General features: G+C 41.5%; 18 protein-coding genes. 17 read left to right on the forward strand and 1 reads right to left on the reverse strand.

Translation table 11 applies throughout. From position 1 onward, the window contains the following. The first annotated feature begins 257 nt into the window (after positions 1 to 257). The 15 genes from purC (at position 258) to purB (ending at position 17,794) form a co-directional block, all read left to right on the forward strand. A complete protein-coding gene (gene purC, locus HT714_RS08125; RefSeq protein WP_173213953.1) occupies positions 258 to 965 on the forward strand; it encodes a phosphoribosylaminoimidazolesuccinocarboxamide synthase in 708 nt (235 codons plus the stop codon). A gap of 67 nt (positions 966 to 1,032) precedes the next feature. Next, positions 1,033 to 4,758 carry a phosphoribosylformylglycinamidine synthase gene (locus HT714_RS08130; RefSeq protein WP_173224656.1) on the forward strand — a complete coding sequence of 1,242 codons (3,726 nt, stop codon included), beginning with the start codon at positions 1,033 to 1,035 and terminating at the stop codon, positions 4,756 to 4,758. Positions 4,759 to 4,850: 92 nt separating this feature from the next. Continuing rightward, positions 4,851 to 6,293 (forward strand): amidophosphoribosyltransferase, encoded by a 1,443-nt coding sequence (gene purF / locus HT714_RS08135; RefSeq protein ID WP_049522364.1) that lies wholly within the window; start codon positions 4,851 to 4,853, stop codon positions 6,291 to 6,293. 213 nt (positions 6,294 to 6,506) lie between these two features. Further along, complete coding sequence (purM, locus tag HT714_RS08140; RefSeq protein ID WP_173224662.1) at positions 6,507 to 7,529, forward strand: phosphoribosylformylglycinamidine cyclo-ligase; 1,023 nt, start codon at positions 6,507 to 6,509, stop codon at positions 7,527 to 7,529. Beyond that, the gene (gene purN, locus HT714_RS08145; RefSeq protein WP_173224665.1) at positions 7,526 to 8,071 is read left to right on the forward strand and encodes a phosphoribosylglycinamide formyltransferase; all 546 of its coding nucleotides are present in this window, start codon (positions 7,526 to 7,528) and stop codon (positions 8,069 to 8,071) included. The genes purM and purN overlap by 4 nt, the downstream gene beginning before the upstream one ends. An 83-nt stretch (positions 8,072 to 8,154) precedes the next feature. Then, entirely contained in the window at positions 8,155 to 8,664 is a 510-nt protein-coding gene (locus HT714_RS08150; RefSeq protein ID WP_173224668.1) for a VanZ family protein, read from the forward strand. 24 nt (positions 8,665 to 8,688) lie between these two features. After that, complete coding sequence (gene purH / locus HT714_RS08155) at positions 8,689 to 10,236, forward strand: bifunctional phosphoribosylaminoimidazolecarboxamide formyltransferase/IMP cyclohydrolase (RefSeq protein WP_173224671.1); 1,548 nt, start codon at positions 8,689 to 8,691, stop codon at positions 10,234 to 10,236. Between the two features lie 122 nt (positions 10,237 to 10,358). Continuing rightward, entirely contained in the window at positions 10,359 to 11,621 is a 1,263-nt protein-coding gene (gene purD / locus HT714_RS08160) for a phosphoribosylamine--glycine ligase (protein WP_173224673.1), read from the forward strand. Positions 11,622 to 11,813: 192 nt separating this feature from the next. Continuing rightward, entirely contained in the window at positions 11,814 to 12,305 is a 492-nt protein-coding gene (purE, locus tag HT714_RS08165) for a 5-(carboxyamino)imidazole ribonucleotide mutase (RefSeq protein WP_173224676.1), read from the forward strand. Continuing rightward, on the forward strand, positions 12,292 to 13,383 hold the full coding sequence (gene purK, locus HT714_RS08170) for a 5-(carboxyamino)imidazole ribonucleotide synthase (RefSeq protein ID WP_173224679.1): 1,092 nt from the start codon (positions 12,292 to 12,294) through the stop codon (positions 13,381 to 13,383). Before purE ends, purK begins: the two co-directional genes overlap by 14 nt. Positions 13,384 to 13,414: 31 nt before the next feature. Then, on the forward strand, positions 13,415 to 14,293 hold the full coding sequence (locus HT714_RS08175; protein WP_173224682.1) for an NYN domain-containing protein: 879 nt from the start codon (positions 13,415 to 13,417) through the stop codon (positions 14,291 to 14,293). Between the two features lie 69 nt (positions 14,294 to 14,362). Continuing rightward, positions 14,363 to 14,590 carry a phosphoribosylaminoimidazole carboxylase gene (locus HT714_RS08180; RefSeq protein ID WP_112444983.1) on the forward strand — a complete coding sequence of 76 codons (228 nt, stop codon included), beginning with the start codon at positions 14,363 to 14,365 and terminating at the stop codon, positions 14,588 to 14,590. Positions 14,591 to 14,672: 82 nt separating this feature from the next. After that, positions 14,673 to 15,608 carry a hypothetical protein gene (locus HT714_RS08185; protein WP_112444905.1) on the forward strand — a complete coding sequence of 312 codons (936 nt, stop codon included), beginning with the start codon at positions 14,673 to 14,675 and terminating at the stop codon, positions 15,606 to 15,608. Continuing rightward, positions 15,583 to 16,374, forward strand: coding sequence for a hypothetical protein (locus HT714_RS08190; protein WP_173224685.1), 792 nt, complete (start codon positions 15,583 to 15,585; stop codon positions 16,372 to 16,374). Before HT714_RS08185 ends, HT714_RS08190 begins: the two co-directional genes overlap by 26 nt. Before the next feature lie 124 nt (positions 16,375 to 16,498). Continuing rightward, positions 16,499 to 17,794, forward strand: coding sequence for an adenylosuccinate lyase (gene purB / locus HT714_RS08195; RefSeq protein ID WP_012972422.1), 1,296 nt, complete (start codon positions 16,499 to 16,501; stop codon positions 17,792 to 17,794). A 257-nt stretch (positions 17,795 to 18,051) separates the two neighbouring features. Here purB and HT714_RS08200 read toward each other — a convergent pair whose 3' ends face one another. Next, positions 18,052 to 18,768 carry a GntR family transcriptional regulator gene (locus tag HT714_RS08200; RefSeq protein WP_173224688.1) on the reverse strand — a complete coding sequence of 239 codons (717 nt, stop codon included), beginning with the start codon at positions 18,766 to 18,768 and terminating at the stop codon, positions 18,052 to 18,054. A gap of 347 nt (positions 18,769 to 19,115) precedes the next feature. On the opposite strand from HT714_RS08200, the gene HT714_RS08205 reads away from it, so the two are divergent. Both HT714_RS08205 and HT714_RS08210 read left to right on the forward strand, forming a co-directional pair. Next, entirely contained in the window at positions 19,116 to 20,903 is a 1,788-nt protein-coding gene (locus HT714_RS08205) for a beta-galactosidase (protein WP_173224691.1), read from the forward strand. After that, entirely contained in the window at positions 20,900 to 21,376 is a 477-nt protein-coding gene (locus HT714_RS08210; RefSeq protein ID WP_000156971.1) for a PTS system mannose/fructose/N-acetylgalactosamine-transporter subunit IIB, read from the forward strand. Before HT714_RS08205 ends, HT714_RS08210 begins: the two co-directional genes overlap by 4 nt. Positions 21,377 to 21,400: the final 24 nt, after the last annotated feature.

Genomic DNA, 21,400 nt, shown 5'->3' on the forward strand with positions numbered 1-21,400 from the left:
TAATGCTCAATGAAAATCAAAGAGCAAACTAGGAAGCTAGCCGCAGGCTGTACTTGAGTACGGCAAGGTGAAGCTGACGTGGTTTGAATTTGATTTTCGAAGAGTATAAATGATTTTAAAACTGTGAGAAAGATCCTTCTTGCAGTTTTTTCTTTATGATTTTTGAGGTTACCACGTTATTTATTCGGTTAAATTCTTGTAATTTTAGGTTTTTTATGGTAGAATGTGCTCAAGTAATACGAAAGGCGAACTTTAAAATGTCAAAACAATTGATCTATTCGGGAAAAGCTAAAGATATCTATACAACTGAGGATGAAAATCTTATTATTTCAACTTACAAGGACCAGGCGACTGCTTTCAATGGTGTTAAGAAGGAGCAGATTGCGGGCAAGGGAGTGTTGAATAATCAGATTTCATCTTTTATTTTTGAGAAATTAAATGCGGCTGGTGTGGCGACTCACTTTGTGGAGAAGCTTTCAGACACGGAACAACTCAATAAAAAGGTTAAGATTATTCCTTTGGAAGTCGTGCTCCGCAACTATACTGCTGGCTCCTTTTCAAAACGTTTTGGTGTGGATGAGGGAATTGCCTTGGAGACTCCGATTGTCGAATTTTACTACAAAAATGATGATTTGGATGATCCATTTATCAATGACGAGCATGTGAAATTCCTACAGATTGCGGATGACAAGCAAATCGTCTACTTGAAGGAAGAAACGCGTCGTATTAATGAACTTTTGAAGGTCTGGTTTGCTGAGATTGGGCTTAAGTTGATTGATTTTAAGCTAGAGTTCGGTTTTGACAAGGATGGCAAGATTATCTTGGCAGATGAATTTTCACCAGATAACTGCCGTTTGTGGGATGCAGATGGCAACCACATGGATAAGGATGTTTTCCGTAGGGGATTAGGAGAGCTAACAGACGTTTATGAGATTGTTTGGGAAAAGTTGAAGGAATTGAAATAATCTATTTGCAAGACTCTCAAGGTCATTTGGAAACATTGCAAGAGCTGAAATAAAGGAATAAGAATTGATGGATAAACGTATTTTTGTTGAAAAAAAGGCTGATTTTCAGGTCAAGTCAGAGAGTTTGGTTAGAGAACTCCAGCATAACTTGGGACTTTCAAGCTTGAAAAGTATTCGCATCGTGCAAGTGTATGATGTCTTTGACTTGGTTGAGGACTTGTTTGCACCTGCAGAGAAGCACATATTCTCTGAGCAGGTGACAGACCATGTTTTGGATGAAGTAGCTGTGCAGGCGGATCTTGCCAACTATGCTTTCTTTGCCATTGAAAGCCTACCAGGGCAGTTTGACCAGCGTGCAGCATCTTCGCAGGAAGCCTTGCTTTTACTAGGAAGTTCGACTGATGTAACGGTTAATACAGCCCAACTTTACTTGGTGAATAAAGATATTGATGCGGCTGAGTTGGAAGCGGTCAAGAACTATCTGCTCAACCCAGTTGATTCTCGTTTCAAGGACATCACGGTAGGGATTGCCAAGCAGGAATTTTCAGAGTCAGACAAGACCATTCCAAAATTGACTTTCTTTGAAAGCTATACGGCAGAAGACTTTGCTCGCTACAAGGCCGAGCAAGGGATGGCCATGGAAGTGGATGATTTACTCTTTATCCAAGACTATTTCAAGTCAATCGGGCGCGTGCCGACGGAAACAGAACTCAAGGTTTTGGACACTTACTGGTCTGACCACTGCCGTCACACGACTTTTGAGACAGAGTTGAAACACATCGACTTTTCAGCTTCTAAATTCCAAAAACAATTGCAGTCAACCTATGACAAGTATATTACCATGCGTGAGGAGTTGGGGCGTTCTGAAAAACCGCAAACCTTGATGGATATGGCGACTATTTTCGGTCGTTATGAGCGTGCTAATGGACGTTTGGACGACATGGAAGTATCAGACGAAATCAATGCCTGTTCGGTTGAAATCGAAGTGGACGTTGATGGTGTGAAAGAGCCATGGCTCCTAATGTTCAAGAATGAAACTCACAACCACCCAACGGAAATTGAGCCATTTGGTGGGGCGGCTACTTGTATCGGTGGTGCTATTCGTGACCCATTGTCAGGACGTTCATACGTTTACCAAGCTATGCGTATCTCAGGTGCCGGTGATATTACAGCACCGATTTCGGAAACGCGTGCTGGGAAATTACCACAACAGGTCATTTCTAAGACAGCGGCTCATGGTTATTCTTCATACGGTAACCAAATTGGGCTTGCGACGACCTACGTTCGTGAATACTTCCACCCAGGCTTTGTAGCTAAACGTATGGAACTTGGTGCCGTTGTTGGTGCGGCTCCTAAGGGCAATGTCGTTCGTGAAAAACCGGAAGCGGGAGATGTGATTATTCTCCTTGGAGGTAAGACTGGACGTGATGGTGTCGGTGGTGCGACAGGTTCTTCTAAGGTTCAAACAGTTGAGTCAGTTGAGACTGCTGGTGCTGAGGTTCAAAAAGGGAATGCCATCGAAGAACGCAAGATTCAACGCCTTTTCCGTAATGGCCAAGTAACACGTCTTATCAAGAAGTCTAATGACTTTGGTGCTGGTGGTGTCTGTGTGGCTATCGGTGAATTGGCAGACGGTCTTGAAATCGACCTCAACAAGGTTCCTCTTAAATACCAAGGCTTGAATGGTACAGAAATTGCCATCTCTGAATCACAAGAACGGATGGCGGTTGTGGTTCGTCCTGAAGATGTGGATGCCTTCGTTACTGAATGTAACAAAGAAAATATTGACGCTGTTGTTGTGGCGACAGTGACTGAAAAACCAAATCTTGTCATGCACTGGAATGGTGAAACCATTGTCGACTTGGAACGTTGTTTCCTTGATACTAATGGTGTACGTGTTGTGGTAGATGCTAAGGTCGTTGACAAGGATGTCAAGCTTCCAGAAGAACGTCAAACATCTGCTGAAACCCTTGAAGCGGATACTCTTGAAGTCTTGTCTGATCTCAACCATGTGAGTCAAAAAGGCTTGCAGACCATCTTTGACTGTTCGGTCGGTCGTTCTACAGTCAACCATCCGCTTGGTGGTCGCTACCAACTCACACCGACTGAGGCTTCTGTGCAGAAATTGCCTGTACAACATGGTGTGACTCATACTGCCTCAGTCATGGCTCAAGGATTTAACCCTTATTTGGCAGAATGGTCTCCATACCACGGTGCTGCTTATGCGGTTATCGAAGCTACGGCTCGTCTAGTAGCGACAGGTGCCAATTGGTCTAAGGCTCGCTTCTCTTACCAAGAGTACTTCGAGCGCATGGACAAACAAGCTGAGCGTTTCGGTCAGCCAGTAGCTGCTCTTCTAGGTTCTATCGAAGCTCAGATTCAGCTTGGCTTGCCATCTATCGGTGGGAAGGACTCTATGTCTGGTACCTTTGAAGAGTTGACGGTGCCACCAACCTTGGTTGCCTTTGGGGTAACGACAGCAGATAGCCGTAAGGTGCTCTCTCCAGAATTTAAAGTTGCTGGGGAAAACATCTACTACATCCCAGGTCAAGCTCTTGCTGCAGAGATTGATTTTGACTTGATTAAGTCTAACTTTGCTCAGTTTGAATCCCTTCAAAAGGCTCACAAAGTAACAGCTGCTTTAGCTGTCAAATACGGCGGTGTGGTTGAAAGTTTGGCACTTGCTACTTTTGGAAATCATATCGGTGCAGAGGTAATCTTGCCTGAACTTGAAAGTTCTTTGACAGCACAATTGGGCGGATTTGTCTTCACATCTCCTGAAGAAATTGCTGGAGTAGAGAAAATCGGTCAAACAAGTGCAGACTTTACACTCCTTGTCAACGGTGTGAAGCTAGATGGACACAAGCTTGACAGTGCCTTCCAAGGAAAACTGGAAAAAGTTTACCCAACAGAGTTTGCCCAAGCCAAAGAACTAGATGAAGTACCAGCTGTGGTATCAGATGTTGTGATTAAAGCAAAAGAAAAGGTTGAAAAACCTGTGGTTTACATCCCAGTCTTCCCAGGCACCAACTCGGAATATGACTCAGCCAAGGCCTTCGAAAAAGAAGGTGCAGAGGTTAACTTGGTACCATTTGTGACCTTGCATGAAGAAGCCATTGTCAAGTCAGTTGAAACTATGGTTGACAACATCGGCAAGGCTAACATCCTCTTCTTTGCAGGTGGTTTCTCAGCTGCGGACGAGCCAGATGGTTCAGCCAAGTTTATCGTCAATATCCTGCTTAATGAAAAAGTCCGTGTGGCTATTGATAGCTTTATCGCCCGTGGTGGCTTAATTATCGGTATCTGTAATGGATTCCAGGCCTTGGTCAAATCAGGTCTTCTTCCATACGGGAACTTTGAGGATGCTACTAGTACTAGTCCAACCCTCTTCTACAATGATGCCAACCAACACGTGGCCAAGATGGTGGAAACCCGCATTGCCAATACCAACTCACCATGGTTGACTGGTGTGCAAGTGGGTGATATCCACGCCATTCCTGTTTCGCACGGTGAAGGGAAATTTGTCGTGACGGCCGAGGAATTTGCAGAGCTCCGTGACAATGGCCAAATTTTGAGCCAATACGTTGATTTTGACGGCAAACCAAGTATGGATTCTAAGTACAATCCGAATGGTTCCGTCCATGCCATTGAAGGAATTACCAGCAAAAACGGTCAAATCATCGGTAAGATGGGCCACTCAGAACGTTATGAGGACGGTCTTTTCCAAAACATCCCAGGAAATAAAGACCAGCACCTGTTCGCGTCGGCGGTTAAATACTTTACTGGAAAATAAGACTTGCAGATTTTCTAATAGATAGTATCTGCAATGTAAAAGTCATGTAGATCTAGCTCTTGGTGATTACAAATGAAAATTAGGTATAAAAAATGACATACGAAGTAAAATCTCTTAATGAAGAATGTGGTGTTTTCGGTATCTGGGGACATCCAGATGCTGCTAAATTGACCTATTTTGGTCTCCATAGTCTTCAGCACCGTGGTCAGGAGGGGGCAGGAATCCTCTCCAACGATCAGGGACAATTGAAGCGCCATCGTGACATGGGACTTCTATCAGAAGTGTTCAGAAATCCTGCTAACTTAGATAAATTGACAGGAACTGGTGCGATTGGGCATGTTCGTTACGCGACTGCTGGCGAAGCTTCTGTAGATAATATCCAGCCCTTCCTCTTCCGTTTTCACGATATGCAGTTTGGCTTGGCTCATAATGGAAATCTGACCAATGCAGCCTCTCTCAAGAAAGAATTGGAAGATAGAGGAGCGATTTTCAGTGCGACTTCGGACTCTGAAATCTTGGCTCACCTCATTCGTCGCAGTCACAATCCTAGTCTGATGGGCAAAATCAAGGAAGCGCTCAGTCTTGTCAAAGGTGGTTTTGCCTATATCTTGTTGTTTGAAGACAAGTTGATTGCGGCTCTTGACCCTAATGGCTTCCGTCCGCTTTCGATCGGGAAAATGGCCAACGGAGCTGTGGTAGTTTCCTCTGAAACTTGTGCTTTTGAGGTTATTGGTGCAGAATGGATTCGCGATTTGAAGCCAGGTGAGATTGTGATCATTGATGACAAGGGCATCCAGTATGATAGCTATACAGATGATACCCAGCTGGCAATTTGTTCTATGGAGTATATCTACTTTGCTCGGCCTGATTCTAACATTCATGGTGTCAATGTTCATACGGCTCGTAAACGTATGGGTGCCCAATTGGCGCGTGAATTCAAGCATGAGGCGGATATCGTGGTCGGTGTGCCCAATTCTTCCCTCAGCGCGGCTATGGGATTTGCGGAAGAGTCCGGGCTACCAAATGAAATGGGCCTCATCAAGAACCAATACACCCAACGTACCTTTATCCAACCGACTCAAGAATTGCGGGAGCAAGGGGTGCGGATGAAACTATCTGCTGTTTCTGGTGTTGTAAAAGGCAAGCGTGTGGTTATGATTGATGACTCTATTGTACGTGGAACAACCTCTCGTCGGATCGTTCAGCTCTTGAAAGAAGCGGGTGCAACTGAGGTTCACGTTGCTATTGGTAGTCCAGCGCTAGCTTATCCATGTTTCTACGGGATTGATATCCAGACCCGTCAGGAGCTAATTGCGGCCAATCATACGGTCGAAGAAACTCGCCAAATCATTGGTGCGGACAGTCTGACTTATCTTTCTGTTGAGGGGTTGATTGATTCAATTGGTATTGAAACAGATGCGCCAAATGGTGGTCTATGTGTCGCTTATTTTGATGGTGATTACCCAACGCCTCTCTACGACTATGAAGAAGACTATCGTAGAAGTTTGGAAGAAAAGACGAGTTTTTACAAATAGACAATAGATCCTCCATTAAAGAAAAGGAATATAAAAATGGCAAATAAAAATGCTTATGCTCCACGTCTCACTACTGACTAAAAGCTAAAGCATTTGTCAGTAGACGCTTTCTCCTATGGGAACAAAGCTAGAGACCTGACTAGTATTTTTAGATAAAATAATTGTTTATCTAAAAATACGTCGCAATCTTTCTCAAAGAAAAGGAACATAAAAATGACAAATAAAAATGCTTATGCCCAGTCTGGCGTGGATGTTGAAGCGGGTTATGAAGTTGTTGAACGGATTAAAAAGCACGTGGCTCGTACGGAGCGTGCAGGTGTCATGGGAGCTCTGGGTGGCTTTGGTGGTATGTTTGACCTTTCAAAGACTGGGGTTAAAGAACCCGTCTTGATTTCAGGAACTGACGGTGTCGGAACCAAACTCATGCTGGCTATCAAGTACGACCAGCACGATACTATCGGTCAGGACTGTGTGGCCATGTGTGTCAACGATATCATTGCTGCAGGTGCGGAGCCCCTCTATTTCCTTGACTACGTCGCAACTGGCAAGAATGAACCAGCTAAGCTAGAACAAGTGGTTGCTGGTGTGGCAGAAGGTTGTGTGCAGGCAGGTGCTGCCCTCATCGGTGGGGAAACGGCTGAAATGCCTGGCATGTACGGCGAAGATGACTATGACTTGGCTGGTTTTGCGGTCGGTGTTGCAGAAAAATCTCAAATCATTGACGGTTCAAAGGTGGCAGAGGGAGATGTTCTTCTCGGACTTGCTTCAAGTGGGATTCATTCCAATGGTTACTCTCTCGTCCGTCGTGTCTTTGCGGATTACACAGGTGAGGAAGTCCTTCCAGAATTGGAAGGCAAGCAACTCAAGGACGTTCTTCTTGAGCCAACTCGTATCTATGTCAAGGCTGTTTTGCCACTCATCAAGGAAGAGTTGGTCAACGGCATTGCCCACATCACTGGTGGTGGCTTTATTGAGAATGTCCCTCGCATGTTTGCAGCTGATCTAGCAGCTGAGATTGAGGAAGACAAGGTTCCAGTTTTACCGATTTTCAAAGCCCTTGAAAAATACGGTGAAATCAAGCATGAAGAAATGTTTGAAATCTTCAATATGGGTGTGGGACTCATGCTGGCAGTTAGCCCTGAAAATGTAAGTCGTGTCAAGGAATTGTTGGATGAACCAGTCTATGAAATTGGTCGTATCGTCAAGAAAGAAAACGAAAGTGTCATCATCAAATGAAAAAAATAGCGGTTTTTGCCTCAGGTAATGGCTCAAATTTTCAGGTGATTGCTGAAGAATTTCCAGTAGAGTTTGTCTTTTCAGACCATCGTGACGCCTATGTGCTCGAGCGTGCAGACAAGCTCGTCGTTCTGTCCTATGCTTTTGAACTCAAGGAGTTTGAGAACAAGGCAGACTACGAAGCAGCTCTTGTCGAACTCTTGGAAGAACACCAGATTGACTTGGTTTGCCTAGCAGGCTACATGAAAATCGTTGGGCCAACCTTATTGGCGGCTTATGAAGGACGAATCATCAATATTCATCCAGCCTACCTGCCAGAATTTCCAGGAGCTCATGGGATTGAGGACGCTTGGAATGCTGGCGTTGCTGAGAGCGGCGTGACTATTCACTGGGTAGATTCTGGTGTGGACACTGGTAAGATCATCAAACAAGTCCGTGTGCCTCGGTTATCTGATGATACCATAGCCAGTTTTGAAGCTCGCATCCATGAGGCAGAGTACAAGTTGTATCCGGAAGTAGTGAAGGCTCTATTTACAGATTGACTTTTTGTTGATTCATATGATATCTTTGATTTTAAATTGGAGTCAGTATTTGTTGAAGACGGCTTCAAACGGAGGTATTTGTAATGTTAGAATCTAAAAAAACAACTCGATATGTATTTTATGTCTATCTGATGTTATTAACTTGGGGAATCTTATTTAAGTTTGAAACTAATCCTGAATTTATAGCATTTTTCTTAGCTCCAAGGTACATCAATTGGATTCCATTTTCAGAACCACTAATAGTAGATGGGAAAATTGTTTTTGCTGAAATGTTATTTAATCTGATTTCCTTTATTCCATTAGGTGTTTGTTTCCCTCTGATAAAAACTAATTTATCTAGTTTAAAAATAGTCGGGACAGGTTTCTTGATTAGTTTATTGTTTGAGTGCTTACAATATATTTTAGCAATAGGTATAACAGATATAACGGATTTGGCTTTAAATACGCTAGGTGTTTGTGTAGGCTTATTGATTTATCAAATTTTTATAAGAGTGTTCAAATCACAGACTAGAAAATGGGTCAATATCTTAGGTATGCTTAGCCTTGGTTTTGCTTATCTTGTTTTACTGTTACTGCATTTAATTGGTGTTTAACTAATGATTAAAAAGGAGAATATAATGACTAAACGCGCCTTAATCAGTGTCTCAGACAAATCGGGCATTGTTGAATTTGCCCAAGAACTTAAAAAACTTGGATGGGAGATTATCTCGACGGGTGGGACCAAGGTTGCCCTTGATAATGCTGGGGTGAAGACCATTGCGATTGATGATGTGACTGGTTTTCCAGAAATGATGGATGGTCGTGTCAAGACCCTTCATCCAAATATTCACGGTGGGCTTCTCGCTCGTCGTGACTTGGATAGTCACCTGGAAGCGGCCAAGGACAATCAAATCGAGCTCATTGACCTTGTGGTGGTCAACCTTTACCCATTCAAGGAAACGATTCTCAAACCAGACGTGACGTACGCTGATGCTGTGGAGAATATTGATATTGGTGGGCCATCTATGCTTCGTTCAGCAGCGAAGAATCATGCCAGCGTGACGGTTGTGGTAGACCCTGCTGACTATACAGTGGTTTTGGACGAGTTGTCAGCCAATGGTGAAACGACTTACGAAACGCGTCAACGTTTAGCGGCCAAAGTTTTCCGTCACACAGCGGCTTACGATGCCTTGATTGCAGAGTATTTTACAGCTCAAGTGGGTGAAGAAAAACCTGAAAAACTGACCTTGACCTATGATCTCAAACAAGCCATGCGTTACGGTGAGAACCCTCAACAAGACGCGGACTTTTACCAGAAAGCTTTGCCGACTGATTACTCCATTGCTTCAGCCAAACAGCTCAATGGGAAAGAACTATCCTTCAACAATATTCGTGACGCTGATGCGGCCATTCGTATTATCCGTGACTTCAAAGACCGTCCAACCGTTGTGGCTCTCAAACACATGAACCCATGTGGAATCGGTCAGGCAGATGACATCGAAACTGCTTGGGATTACGCTTATGAGTCTGACCCAGTGTCTATCTTTGGTGGGATTGTCGTTCTCAACCGTGAGGTGGATGCTGCGACAGCTGAGAAGATGCACGGCGTTTTCCTTGAAATCATCATCGCACCAAGCTATACGGATGAGGCGCTAGCTATTTTGACCAATAAAAAGAAAAACTTGCGTATCCTTGCCTTGCCATTTGATGCTCAAGAGGCCAGTGAAGTGGAAGCAGAATACACAGGTGTGGTTGGCGGGCTCCTTGTTCAAAATCAAGATGTGGTCAAGGAAAGCCCAGCTGACTGGCAAGTGGTGACCAAACGTCAGCCAACTGAGATAGAGGCGACTGCTCTTGAGTTTGCTTGGAAGGCTATTAAATACGTCAAATCAAACGGAATCATTGTAACCAACGACCACATGACACTTGGTGTTGGCCCAGGTCAAACCAACCGTGTGGCTTCAGTCCGTATTGCCATTGACCAAGCCAAAGACCGCCTTGACGGTGCTGTACTTGCTTCGGATGCCTTCTTCCCATTTGCGGATAACGTGGAAGAAATCGCCAAAGCAGGTATCAAAGCTATCATTCAGCCTGGAGGCTCCGTCCGTGACCAAGAATCCATCGAAGCTGCTGACAAATATGGCTTGACTATGGTCTTCACAGGAGTGAGACATTTTAGACATTAAGAACGTTAAAGGGAAGAAAACAGTTTCTTTCCTTTTTTTGCGTAAAAACGCGGAGTGAAACAAGATTAAAACGAACGTTTGTGGTATAATGTTATTAAATAATTCGCAAAAGAGGTTGAGAGATGAAGCTGTTAGTTGTCGGTTCGGGTGGTCGTGAACATGCGATTGCTAAGAAGTTGCTTGAGTCAAAAGAGGTAGAAAAGGTTTTTGTTGCTCCTGGGAATGATGGGATGACTCTGGATGGTTTGGAATTGGTAAATATCTCTATTTCCGAACATTCTGAATTGATTGAATTTGTAAAAGCCAACGATGTTGCTTGGTCATTTATCGGGCCAGATGACGCCCTTGCGGCTGGTATCGTGGATGATCTCCATGCAGTTGGTCTCAAAGCCTTTGGTCCGACAAGATTGGCAGCTGAGCTGGAGTGGTCCAAGGATTTTGCCAAGGAAATCATGGTCAAATACGGCGTTCCGACAGCAGCCTATGGCACATTCTCAGATTTCGAGGAAGCCAAGGCCTATATCGAAAAGCAGGGGGCTCCTATCGTGGTCAAGGCGGATGGCTTGGCGCTTGGGAAGGGTGTCGTCGTTGCTGAGACAGTCGAGCAAGCGGTCGAAGCCGCTCATGAGATACTATTGGACAATAAATTTGGTGACTCAGGTGCGCGTGTGGTTATTGAGGAATTCCTCGACGGAGAAGAATTCTCTCTCTTTGCCTTTGTCAATGGGGACAAGTTCTACGTTATGCCAACGGCTCAGGATCACAAACGTGCCTATGATGGCGACAAGGGCCCTAACACGGGCGGTATGGGTGCCTATGCGCCAGTTCCTCACTTGCCACAGAGTGTAGTTGACACAGCGGTTGACACCATTGTCAAGCCAGTCCTCGAAGGGATGTTTAAAGAAGGTCGTCCGTATCTTGGAGTCCTTTACGCAGGGCTTATCCTGACAGCAGATGGACCTAAAGTTATCGAGTTCAACGCTCGGTTTGGAGATCCAGAAACTCAGATTATCTTGCCTCGCCTGACCTCTGACTTTGCACAAAATATTACGGATATCCTCGATGGCAAGGAGCCAAATATCACTTGGACGGATAAGAGTGTGACTCTGGGTGTAGTTGTCGCATCAAACGGCTACCCGCTAGACTATGAAAAAGGTGTTGAATTGCCAGCAAAAACAGAGGGCGACATCATCACTTACTATGCCGGTGCTAAATTCGCTGAAAATAGCAGAGCACTGCTATCAAACGGCGGCCGTGTCTATATGCTGGTCACCACAGCAGATACCGTCAAAGAAGCCCAAAACACCATCTATCAAGAACTTGCTCAACAAAAACCAGAAGGCCTCTTCTACCGAACCGATATCGGAAGCAAGGCAATTAGATAAAGGTATAAGAAAAAAGCGACGCAGTCGCCAAACACGATAATGGTCGCCGTGGTGAAAAGATCAGAACAATTTCTGTTCTGGTCGGGGGAAACTTTGAGACTTTAGGCTCAAAGTTTAGGAATGAAACCGAAGGTTTGCTTCCGTCCCCACCACCTAAGACCATTATCAAAAAAGAAGAAAAAAGGAAAAATTATGACTAAACCAATTATTTCCATTATCATGGGCTCAAAATCTGACTGGGCAACCATGCAAAAAGCTGCCGAAGTCCTAGACCGCTTCGGTGTAGCCTACGAAAAGAAGGTTGTCTCTGCCCACCGTACGCCAGACATTATGTTCAAGCATGCAGAAGAAGCACGTAGCCGTGGCATCAAGGTTATCATCGCAGGTGCTGGAGGCGCAGCCCATTTGCCAGGTATGGTAGCGGCTAAAACAACCCTTCCAGTCATTGGTGTACCAGTCAAATCACGTGCTCTTAGTGGCGTGGACTCGCTCTATTCTATCGTACAAATGCCGGGCGGTGTGCCTGTTGCGACAATGGCTATCGGTGAAGCAGGTGCGACCAACGCGGCTCTCTTCGCCCTCCGTCTTCTTTCGGTAGAGGATCAGGATATCGCAACAGCTTTAGCAGATTTCGCAGAAGAACAAGGAAAAATTGCAGAGGAGTCGACGAATGAGCTCATCTAAAACAATCGGAATTATCGGTGGCGGCCAGCTGGGTCAAATGATGGCTATTTCTGCTATCTACATGGGCTACAAGGTTATCGCGTTGGATCCTGTGACTGATTGCCCGGCCTCTCGCGTGGCGGAAATCATCGTGGCTCCTTATAACGATGTAGACGCCCTCCGTCAGTTGGCTGAGCGTTGCGATGTCCTCACCTATGAGTTTGAAAATGTCGCTGCTGACGGTTTGGATGCTGTCATCAAGGATGGACAACTCCCTCAAGGGACAGACCTGCTCCGCATTTCACAAAATCGCATCTTTGAAAAGGATTTTCTCTCAAATAAGGCACAAGTCACTGTGGCGCCTTATAAGGTTGTGACTTCTAGCCAAGACTTGGCGGAGATTGACCTGGCCAAAAACTATGTCCTCAAGACTGCTACTGGTGGATACGATGGCCATGGACAAAAGGTCATTCGCTCGGCAGAAGACTTGGAAGAAGCCAATGCACTAGCCGATTCAGCAGACTGTGTTTTGGAAGAATTTGTCAATTTTGACCTTGAAATTTCTGTCATTGTATCAGGAAATGGCAAGGATGTGACAGTTTTCCCAGTTCAGGAAAATATCCACCGCAACAACATCCTTTCAAAAACTATTGTGCCTGCTCGCATTTCTGAAAGTTTAGCTGAGAAAGCCAAAGCTATGGCAGTGAGAATCGCTGAGCAACTCAACTTGTCTGGAACCCTTTGCGTGGAAATGTTTGCGACAGCTGATGACATCATTGTCAATGAAATTGCCCCACGTCCACATAACTCTGGGCACTATTCTATTGAAGCCTGTGATTTCTCGCAGTTTGATACCCATATATTGGGTGTTCTGGGAGCACCATTGCCAGCCATCAAACTACATGAGCCTGCTGTTATGCTTAATGTCCTCGGCCAGCATGTCGAGGCTGCTGAAAAATATGTCACAGAAAATCCAAGCGCCCACCTCCACCTGTATGGTAAAATAGAAGCGAAGCACAACCGCAAGATGGGACATGTGACTTTATTTAGTGATGAACCAGACAATGTGGTTGAGTTTGGGGAAGGGATAGATTTTTAGGTTGTTAAAATAATGAACAATGGGGAAGTTTATGGATTTATTATTGATTGATAATTCGAATATTTTTATTGAAGTAAAAAATCTTGTAGGTCAAGATGGAAGATTTGATTATGATAAATTTGTAAAAAATTATACAAAATTTAAAAATCAGAAAAAGATATTAGTAGGATCTACTCCTCCGAAAAGTGATGGGTTTTGGTCGACTATGAAGAGTAAAGGTTTTGATGTATATACTTATGAGCGTAAACAAAAAGGAGAAAAAGCAGTTGATTCAAAAATAATTGCTAAAGGTGTATCGTTTATTGTTCAACAAGACCATCCTGCAACATTGAACCTTTTAAGCGGAGATTTTGACATGTTTCCTCTTATTGAAGAAGCTTTGGAGAAGAACTGGATAGTTATTTTATGGTCCTGGAAAGATAGTTTAAGTAACGAATACTTAGATGTTAAGGAAATTACAATTAAATATCTTGATGATGTAGCAGAAGATTTAATTTATTTTAATCGTGATATTGATGGATATTATGAAAAAGAATATTTTAGAGAAAGAGAAATACGTCTTGCAAGAGAAAAACAGGAGCGAGAATTCAATCAGGCTAAGCAGTGTGCTAAAAATAAAATTTCTAGGTTATGTTATATAGATAAAAATATCTATTTGGAGCGAATTGACGAATTAGTTAATTTTGAACAAATTTCAGAAATTGATAGTATAGTTTCCGCTGCCAAATCGGAAGATTTAAATCTGAAAAACGAAGCAATAGAAAAAGAGAATGAACATAAAAGACTTGCTAAAGAAGCTAAAAGACAAGCACGAAAAGAAATGTTGAGACGAAATTGGAGCTTGATTGCGACTGGATCGGCTACATTTGCTGGATTTATTGTTTACACTATTAAAAAAATAAAAAAATAATATACTTTTATCAACAAATATAATTGTATCAGTAGACACAATTATATTATATAGAAAGGGAGTATGACTATGATTCAACTCATTGTCAACGCTTTTGTTGAAAAAGATAAGACTGGAGCAGTCATCGAAGTCTTGTATGCTAGTAGCAATCACGAAAAGGTGAAAGCTAAGTATGAAGAGCTAGTTGCCCAATATCCTGAAAACTATCTAGCTATCTATGATATCCCGTTGGATACGGATTTGAATACACTCGATCACTACCCATCTGTTTGGATTGGGAAAGAAGAATTTGAGTAGTAAAATAGGACATAAATTATAAGATTTGCTGTTTTATCTTTGTTAGGAAACCTATTACTTTTGAAAGGGTGTTAATAGTTAAATGAAGTATGTAACATACAAATTATCTAGTGATGGAAGTTATAACAATAAAAAAAGAAAAATTACTGGAAATAAAAAGAAGCTGGTTGAAGCGATCTATTATTCATTAAGGAAAAGGTTGGTATTTCGAGGGATAGATAAAAAAATATATAAGAACTTTAAGGACTTTATTTTTATTGGTGGTGAAAAAGCAAGATTTAATTTATTTAAGGATTTAGAAAATGATTTGGGTTATAATACTCTGGAAGAGTGGAATGAAAAGGAATACGAGAATTTTAAGCTGGTATTAAAACATTTAAAAGAAAATTTTGAAAATTTTGCAACTTATGGTATATCTGGTGATATTAATGCTATAATTGAGAAGATAAAAAATTATAAAGATACATACAATTATTCTTATTATGATATGTATTTAAAAGTACTAAGTATTTTACATATTGTACAAGATAAAGCTCCTTTTCAATCGAAAATTCCTTGTGTATCAACATCTAGAAATAAAGATATTGCACAGAAAATATTTTCTGAAAAAGATGATGTTTCATATACAATAGTTGCTTTTACGAATAACTCACCAGAATGTATGTATCTTGAAACAAAAAAGATTAAACAATTTTGTAATGAAATTGGAATGAAAGGCTTTAAAGATAAGTATAATGAGGTAATATTTTTAGATTGTATTTTTCCGCATAATATTTTAGGATTGATAGAAAAAAGTCGTTCTGGCAAAGAAGTATTTATTGTAAATCCTAATTTATTGAAAATGATAGATAAGGCAGATTCTTTTGATGACTTAATAAAGACATTAAAAAAAAGTGGTGTAGAGATTAATCAAATAGCTTTCTATCGAAAACTGAAAGAAAGTAGTTTATATCAAAAGTATATATTTCAGGAAGAACGAAGAAGGTTGATTGATGAGATTATGGGTGAAAATGAGTAAAAAAATTTTTTGGATTATAATCTTAATCCTAATATTGGTGTTATTAGGTTTATTCCATATTGATACCAAAGATTGTATTTTGAAAACCTATAGATTAAATAATGAATTTTGGTCAAGTTTGATTAGTGCTATAATTGGGGCTATTGTAACTATATACGGTATTTATTGGACTATCAGCGTAGAAAATAAAAAACATAAAGCGGATTTAATAAATAGTCATAAGCCCTATTTAAGATATTTTATTTCAATTGGAATTTATCTGTATAGAAAGATTGATCAATCTAAAAGAACAGATATTTTAGACTATAAAATAGAATTTTCGCAAAATCCAGATAAATCTCTTATTTTTCCCTTATATGTAGAAAATATAGGATTGGGGCATGCTTTTATTGAAGACATAAGAATCGATGAAAAGGGACCTAGTAAATCGAAGAGAATGAAAATTATAAAAAAAGATGATGATAGTGTCTTTTATGTGGAGATAAAAAATATATCTAAAGATGAAATTAAAAAAATAAAATTGGTCGTACACTATAAAGATTTCTTTGATACAAAATATAGTGATACTATTAAAGTGGCGTTTACCAAAGATGGGGAACCTGTGCTTTTTGATAAGAACTCTGCTAAGGAAGCACTAAATCGATATTTTGAACAACATACCGTAGATAAGGAAGCGTATGAGTGTATAATTGAAGAAATGCTTGACCAAAAGAATTTTATTGTAAAAGGTTTATCCTATGAAAATATGTCTAAGCAAGGAGAGTAGCCTTACATATTAGAATACCTTTTTAATAGTTGGTGAGATCTTTGATTACTTTGGCCAATAATTTTTTATTTGAAGTTGCGATTTCGATAAAAGAAGAAAATAGATGATAAAAAGGAGAAACAACATGATCAACCGTTACTCTCGCCCTGAGATGGCGAATATTTGGAGTGAAGAAAATAAATACCGTGCTTGGCTTGAGGTGGAAATCTTGGCGGATGAGGCATGGGCTGAGTTGGGGGAAATTCCTAAGGAAGATGTGGCTTTGATTCGCGAGAAGGCGGACTTTGACATCGACCGTATTTTGGAGATTGAGCAGGAAACTCGTCACGATGTGGTGGCTTTCACGCGTGCGGTTTCTGAAACGCTTGGCGAAGAGCGTAAGTGGGTTCACTATGGATTGACTTCTACTGACGTGGTGGATACTGCCTACGGTTACCTTTACAAGCAGGCCAACGACATCATCCGTCGTGACCTTGAAAATTTCACCAACATCATCGCTGATAAGGCTAAGGAGCACAAGTTCACCATCATGATGGGGCGTACCCACGGTGTGCACGCTGAGCCTACAACCTTTGGTCTGAAATTGGCGACTTGGTATAGCGAAATGAAGCGCAATATCGAGCGTTTCGAGCATGCGGCTGCTGGTGTGGAAGCTGGTAAGATTTCTGGTGCGGTTGGTAACTTTGCCAACATCCCACCATTTGTGGAGCAATATGTCTGCGACAAATTGGGCATCCGTGCCCAAGAAATCTCTACACAGGTCCTTCCTCGTGATCTTCACGCTGAGTACTTTGCGGTTCTTGCCAGCATCGCGACTTCAATCGAACGTATGGCGACTGAGATTCGTGGTTTGCAAAAATCTGAACAACGCGAAGTAGAAGAATTCTTTGCTAAAGGTCAAAAAGGTTCATCTGCTATGCCTCACAAACGCAACCCAATCGGTTCTGAAAATATGACTGGTCTTGCGCGTGTTATCCGTGGTCACATGATTACAGCCTATGAAAACGTGGCTCTCTGGCACGAACGTGACATCTCTCACTCATCAGCTGAGCGTATCATCACACCAGATACGACCATTTTGATTGATTACATGCTTAACCGTTTTGGAAATATTGTCAAGAACTTGACGGTCTTCCCAGAAAACATGATTCGCAACATGAACTCTACGTTTGGTCTTATCTTTAGCCAGCGTGCTATGTTGACCTTGATTGAAAAAGGAATGACCCGTGAGCAAGCCTATGACTTGGTACAACCAAAAACAGCCTACTCTTGGGACAACCAAGTAGACTTCAAACCACTGCTAGAAGCAGATCCAGAGGTGACATCACGCCTCACACAAGAAGAAATCGACGAGATTTTCAACCCTCTTTACTACACTAAACGAGTGGATGATATCTTTGAACGTCTTGGTTTAGGATAATTAAAATAAAATCGAAGTTCTATTACTCTATTTACTGGAGTAGCAGAACTTCGATTTTTCTTTTTTATTAAAGTGCTTTTGAAAAAAATAACCAATATTTATAATATGTTGAATATAGAATAGTATACTGTGACTTCTAAAATATTACTAGAAATTGATTTAAATTTCCTAATCGATTTGTCTATATTCTATTTCAATCTACTATGTCATATAATAATCATAGAAAAAGCCCAAGCGATTAGGCTCAGGCTTTCTTCTTAGTGATCACGGTCACATGAGATGAATTTAATCTTGTAATAATCAGATCGTTTGTAAGTTTCACTGTATCCTAAAACTTGACCAGTTGATTCGAGTTTGGTGATTTTAGTTTGTAGGACAGTAGGGAATTGTTCATCGACTCCGAGGACTGAAGCCACATGTTCTGGAGTTGGAAAGACTATTTCATTGATTTCTTCAAAGTGTTCATCATTCATGTGAATGTGGTAGTCTAACTTGAAACGGTTATAGATAGAACTATAGTATTCAAGGTTTGGATAATTTGCGTTGATATATTGTTCTGGGATGTAGGATGTGTGGTAGATATAAACGACACCGTTTGATTCGCGGACACGTTCAATCTTGTAGTAGAATTGATCGCCGCGTAGACCCAATTTTTCCAAGTAAACGAGTTTATTTCCGCGTTCAATTGAAAGAACAGTTACCTTATCATCTTTAGCATTAAAGAGTTCAATATCTGAAAACTCTACAAGCTTGTGTTTGCGTGCACGTGAAACGAAGGTTCCTTTTCCTTGTTGGCGGACAATATAGCCATCTTTAGCAAGGTCGTTTAAGGCGCGGACAACTGTGATAGAACTGACATCGTACATTGAAATGAGTTCTGCTTCAGTGTAAAATTTATCTCCACTGCTAAACTGCCCAGAGATGATTTTATTTTTTAATTCGTCTTTTATGTATTGATATTTGGGAATTGCCATATTTTTACCTCTATTTTCCTTCTCCACAGAAAATTTTACCATAAAAGCGAAAAAAATAGTAGTCTTTTGAATAAAAAATTAGAAAAATAGTTTGAAAAATTAAGGTACATAAGCATTGCTCATATTTTATAAATGTATTTTATACAAAATTATTTTAGGTTCTCTATTCCGAATTTAAAGAGCGTTTGAAGTGGGTCTGAAAATGTTTGAAACTAATTGAACGTGTGTATAATAGTAAAATTGCAGTAAATATTCCTACAATTTCTATTGACAATTCAAACAGATTGGTTTATAATTACTATAACAACAAATGAAAGCGTAAACTTTCGCGGTCAGAAGGTAGTTTTATGACACGATTTGAGATACGAGATGATTTCTATCTCGATGGAAAATCATTTAAGATTTTATCTGGCGCCATTCATTATTTTAGGGTTCCTCCAGAAGATTGGTATCATTCGCTCTATAACTTGAAGGCTCTTGGTTTTAATACAGTAGAGACTTATGTTGCTTGGAATTTACACGAGCCTCGTGAGGGTGAGTTTCATTTTGAAGGGGCTCTGGATTTGGAGCGGTTTCTTCAGACAGCACAAGATTTGGGTCTCTATGCGATCGTTCGTCCGTCACCTTTCATCTGTGCGGAGTGGGAATTCGGTGGCTTACCAGCTTGGCTCTTGACCAAGGATATGAGGATTCGTTCATCAGATCCAGCCTATATTGAGGCTGTCGGTCGCTATTATGACCAGCTCTTTCCACGATTGGTTCCACATCTGTTGGACAATGGTGGCAATATCCTCATGATGCAGGTTGAAAATGAGTATGGTTCTTACGGAGAAGATAAGGCTTACCTGAGAGTCATTCGACAGCTGATGGAAGAGCGTGGCGTAACCTGTCCCCTCTTTACATCAGATGGTCCATGGCGAGCTACTTTGAAAGCTGGAACCTTAATCGAAGATGACCTCTTTGTAACAGGAAACTTTGGTTCTAAGGCACCTTACAACTTTTCACAGATGCAGGAATTCTTTGATGAGCATGGTAAGAAATGGCCACTCATGTGTATGGAATTTTGGGATGGTTGGTTCAATCGCTGGAAAGAACCGATTATCACACGGGATCCAAAAGAATTGGCAGATGCAGTTCGAGAAGTTTTGGAACAAGGCTCTATCAATCTTTACATGTTCCACGGTGGTACAAACTTTGGCTTCATGAATGGTTGCTCGGCTCGAGGGACTTTGGACCTGCCACAAGTTACGTCTTATGATTACGATGCCCTTCTGGATGAAGAAGGAAATCCAACTGCCAAATATCTGGCGGTCAAGAAGATGATGGCAACACATTTTCCAGAGTATCCGCAGTTGGAACCACTCTACAAGGAGAGTATGGAGTTGGATGCTATTCCACTAGTTGAAAAAGTTTCCTTGTTTGAAACCTTAGATAGCTTGTCAAGTCCGATAGAAAGTCTCTATCCTAAAAAGATGGAGGAGTTGGGACAAAGCTATGGCTACCTACTCTATCGAACAGAAACAAACTGGGATGCAGAAGAAGAAAGACTTCGTATCATTGATGGTCGAGATAGGGCCCAGCTGTATGTCGATGGTCAGTGGGTTAAAACCCAATATCAGACAGAGATTGGGGAAGATATTTTCTATCAAGGTGAAAAGAAAGCGTTATCTAGGATTGACATATTGATAGAAAATATGGGGCGTGTCAACTATGGACACAAGTTCTTAGCAGATACGCAACGTAAGGGAATTCGGACAGGGGTTTGTAAGGATTTGCACTTCTTACTAAACTGGAAACACTATCCACTCCCACTAGATAATCCTGAGAAAATTGATTTTTCAAAAGGATGGACTCAAGGACAACCAGCCTTTTACGCTTATGACTTTACAGTTCAAGAGCCAAAAGATACTTACCTAGACTTATCTGAGTTTGGTAAGGGAGTTGCCTTTGTAAACGGGCAGAATCTAGGACGTTTTTGGAACGTCGGCCCAACCCTCTCGCTTTATATCCCTCATAGCTATCTCAAGGAAGGTGCCAACCGCATCATCATCTTTGAAACAGAGGGCCAATATAAAGAAGAGATTCATTTAACTCGTAAACCTACACTAAAACACATAAAGGGGGAAAACTTATGACAATTGTAGGATGCCGTATCGATGGACGTTTGATCCACGGACAAGTAGCCAATCTTTGGGCTGGAAAACTAAATGTTTCACGCATTATGGTTGTAGACGACGAAGTTGTCAACAACGACGTTGAAAAGAGTGGTTTGAAACTTGCGACACCACCAGGTGTGAAACTCAGTATCTTGCCAATTGAGAAAGCTGCAGCCAATATTCTTGCTGGTAAATACGATAGCCAACGTCTCTTTATCGTTGCTCGTAAACCAGACCGTTTCCTTGGTTTGGTCGAAGCAGGTGTACCACTTGAAACCCTCAATGTTGGGAATATGTCTCAAACACCAGAAACTCGCGCAATCACACGTTCTATCAACGTAGTGGACAAGGATGTGGAAGACTTCCACAAACTGGCAGAAAAAGGTGTTAAACTTACTGCTCAAATGGTTCCAAATGATCCAGTTTCAGACTTTTTGAGCTTATTAAAATAGGAAAAAATTTTTTAGGAGGTCATT

This window comes from Streptococcus sp. 3705 (genome assembly GCF_013277145.1).
GTDB lineage: Bacteria > Bacillota > Bacilli > Lactobacillales > Streptococcaceae > Streptococcus.

Coding starts and splice junctions, on each gene's coding strand:
- purC (WP_173213953.1), top strand. CDS start 258: ATGTCAAAACAATTGATCTATTCGGGAAAAGCTAAAGATATCTATACA.
- HT714_RS08130 (WP_173224656.1), top strand. CDS start 1,033: ATGGATAAACGTATTTTTGTTGAAAAAAAGGCTGATTTTCAGGTCAAG.
- purF (WP_049522364.1), top strand. CDS start 4,851: ATGACATACGAAGTAAAATCTCTTAATGAAGAATGTGGTGTTTTCGGT.
- purM (WP_173224662.1), top strand. CDS start 6,507: ATGACAAATAAAAATGCTTATGCCCAGTCTGGCGTGGATGTTGAAGCG.
- purN (WP_173224665.1), top strand. CDS start 7,526: ATGAAAAAAATAGCGGTTTTTGCCTCAGGTAATGGCTCAAATTTTCAG.
- HT714_RS08150 (WP_173224668.1), top strand. CDS start 8,155: ATGTTAGAATCTAAAAAAACAACTCGATATGTATTTTATGTCTATCTG.
- purH (WP_173224671.1), top strand. CDS start 8,689: ATGACTAAACGCGCCTTAATCAGTGTCTCAGACAAATCGGGCATTGTT.
- purD (WP_173224673.1), top strand. CDS start 10,359: ATGAAGCTGTTAGTTGTCGGTTCGGGTGGTCGTGAACATGCGATTGCT.
- purE (WP_173224676.1), top strand. CDS start 11,814: ATGACTAAACCAATTATTTCCATTATCATGGGCTCAAAATCTGACTGG.
- purK (WP_173224679.1), top strand. CDS start 12,292: ATGAGCTCATCTAAAACAATCGGAATTATCGGTGGCGGCCAGCTGGGT.
- HT714_RS08175 (WP_173224682.1), top strand. CDS start 13,415: ATGGATTTATTATTGATTGATAATTCGAATATTTTTATTGAAGTAAAA.
- HT714_RS08180 (WP_112444983.1), top strand. CDS start 14,363: ATGATTCAACTCATTGTCAACGCTTTTGTTGAAAAAGATAAGACTGGA.
- HT714_RS08185 (WP_112444905.1), top strand. CDS start 14,673: ATGAAGTATGTAACATACAAATTATCTAGTGATGGAAGTTATAACAAT.
- HT714_RS08190 (WP_173224685.1), top strand. CDS start 15,583: ATGAGATTATGGGTGAAAATGAGTAAAAAAATTTTTTGGATTATAATC.
- purB (WP_012972422.1), top strand. CDS start 16,499: ATGATCAACCGTTACTCTCGCCCTGAGATGGCGAATATTTGGAGTGAA.
- HT714_RS08200 (WP_173224688.1), bottom strand. CDS start 18,768: ATGGCAATTCCCAAATATCAATACATAAAAGACGAATTAAAAAATAAA.
- HT714_RS08205 (WP_173224691.1), top strand. CDS start 19,116: ATGACACGATTTGAGATACGAGATGATTTCTATCTCGATGGAAAATCA.
- HT714_RS08210 (WP_000156971.1), top strand. CDS start 20,900: ATGACAATTGTAGGATGCCGTATCGATGGACGTTTGATCCACGGACAA.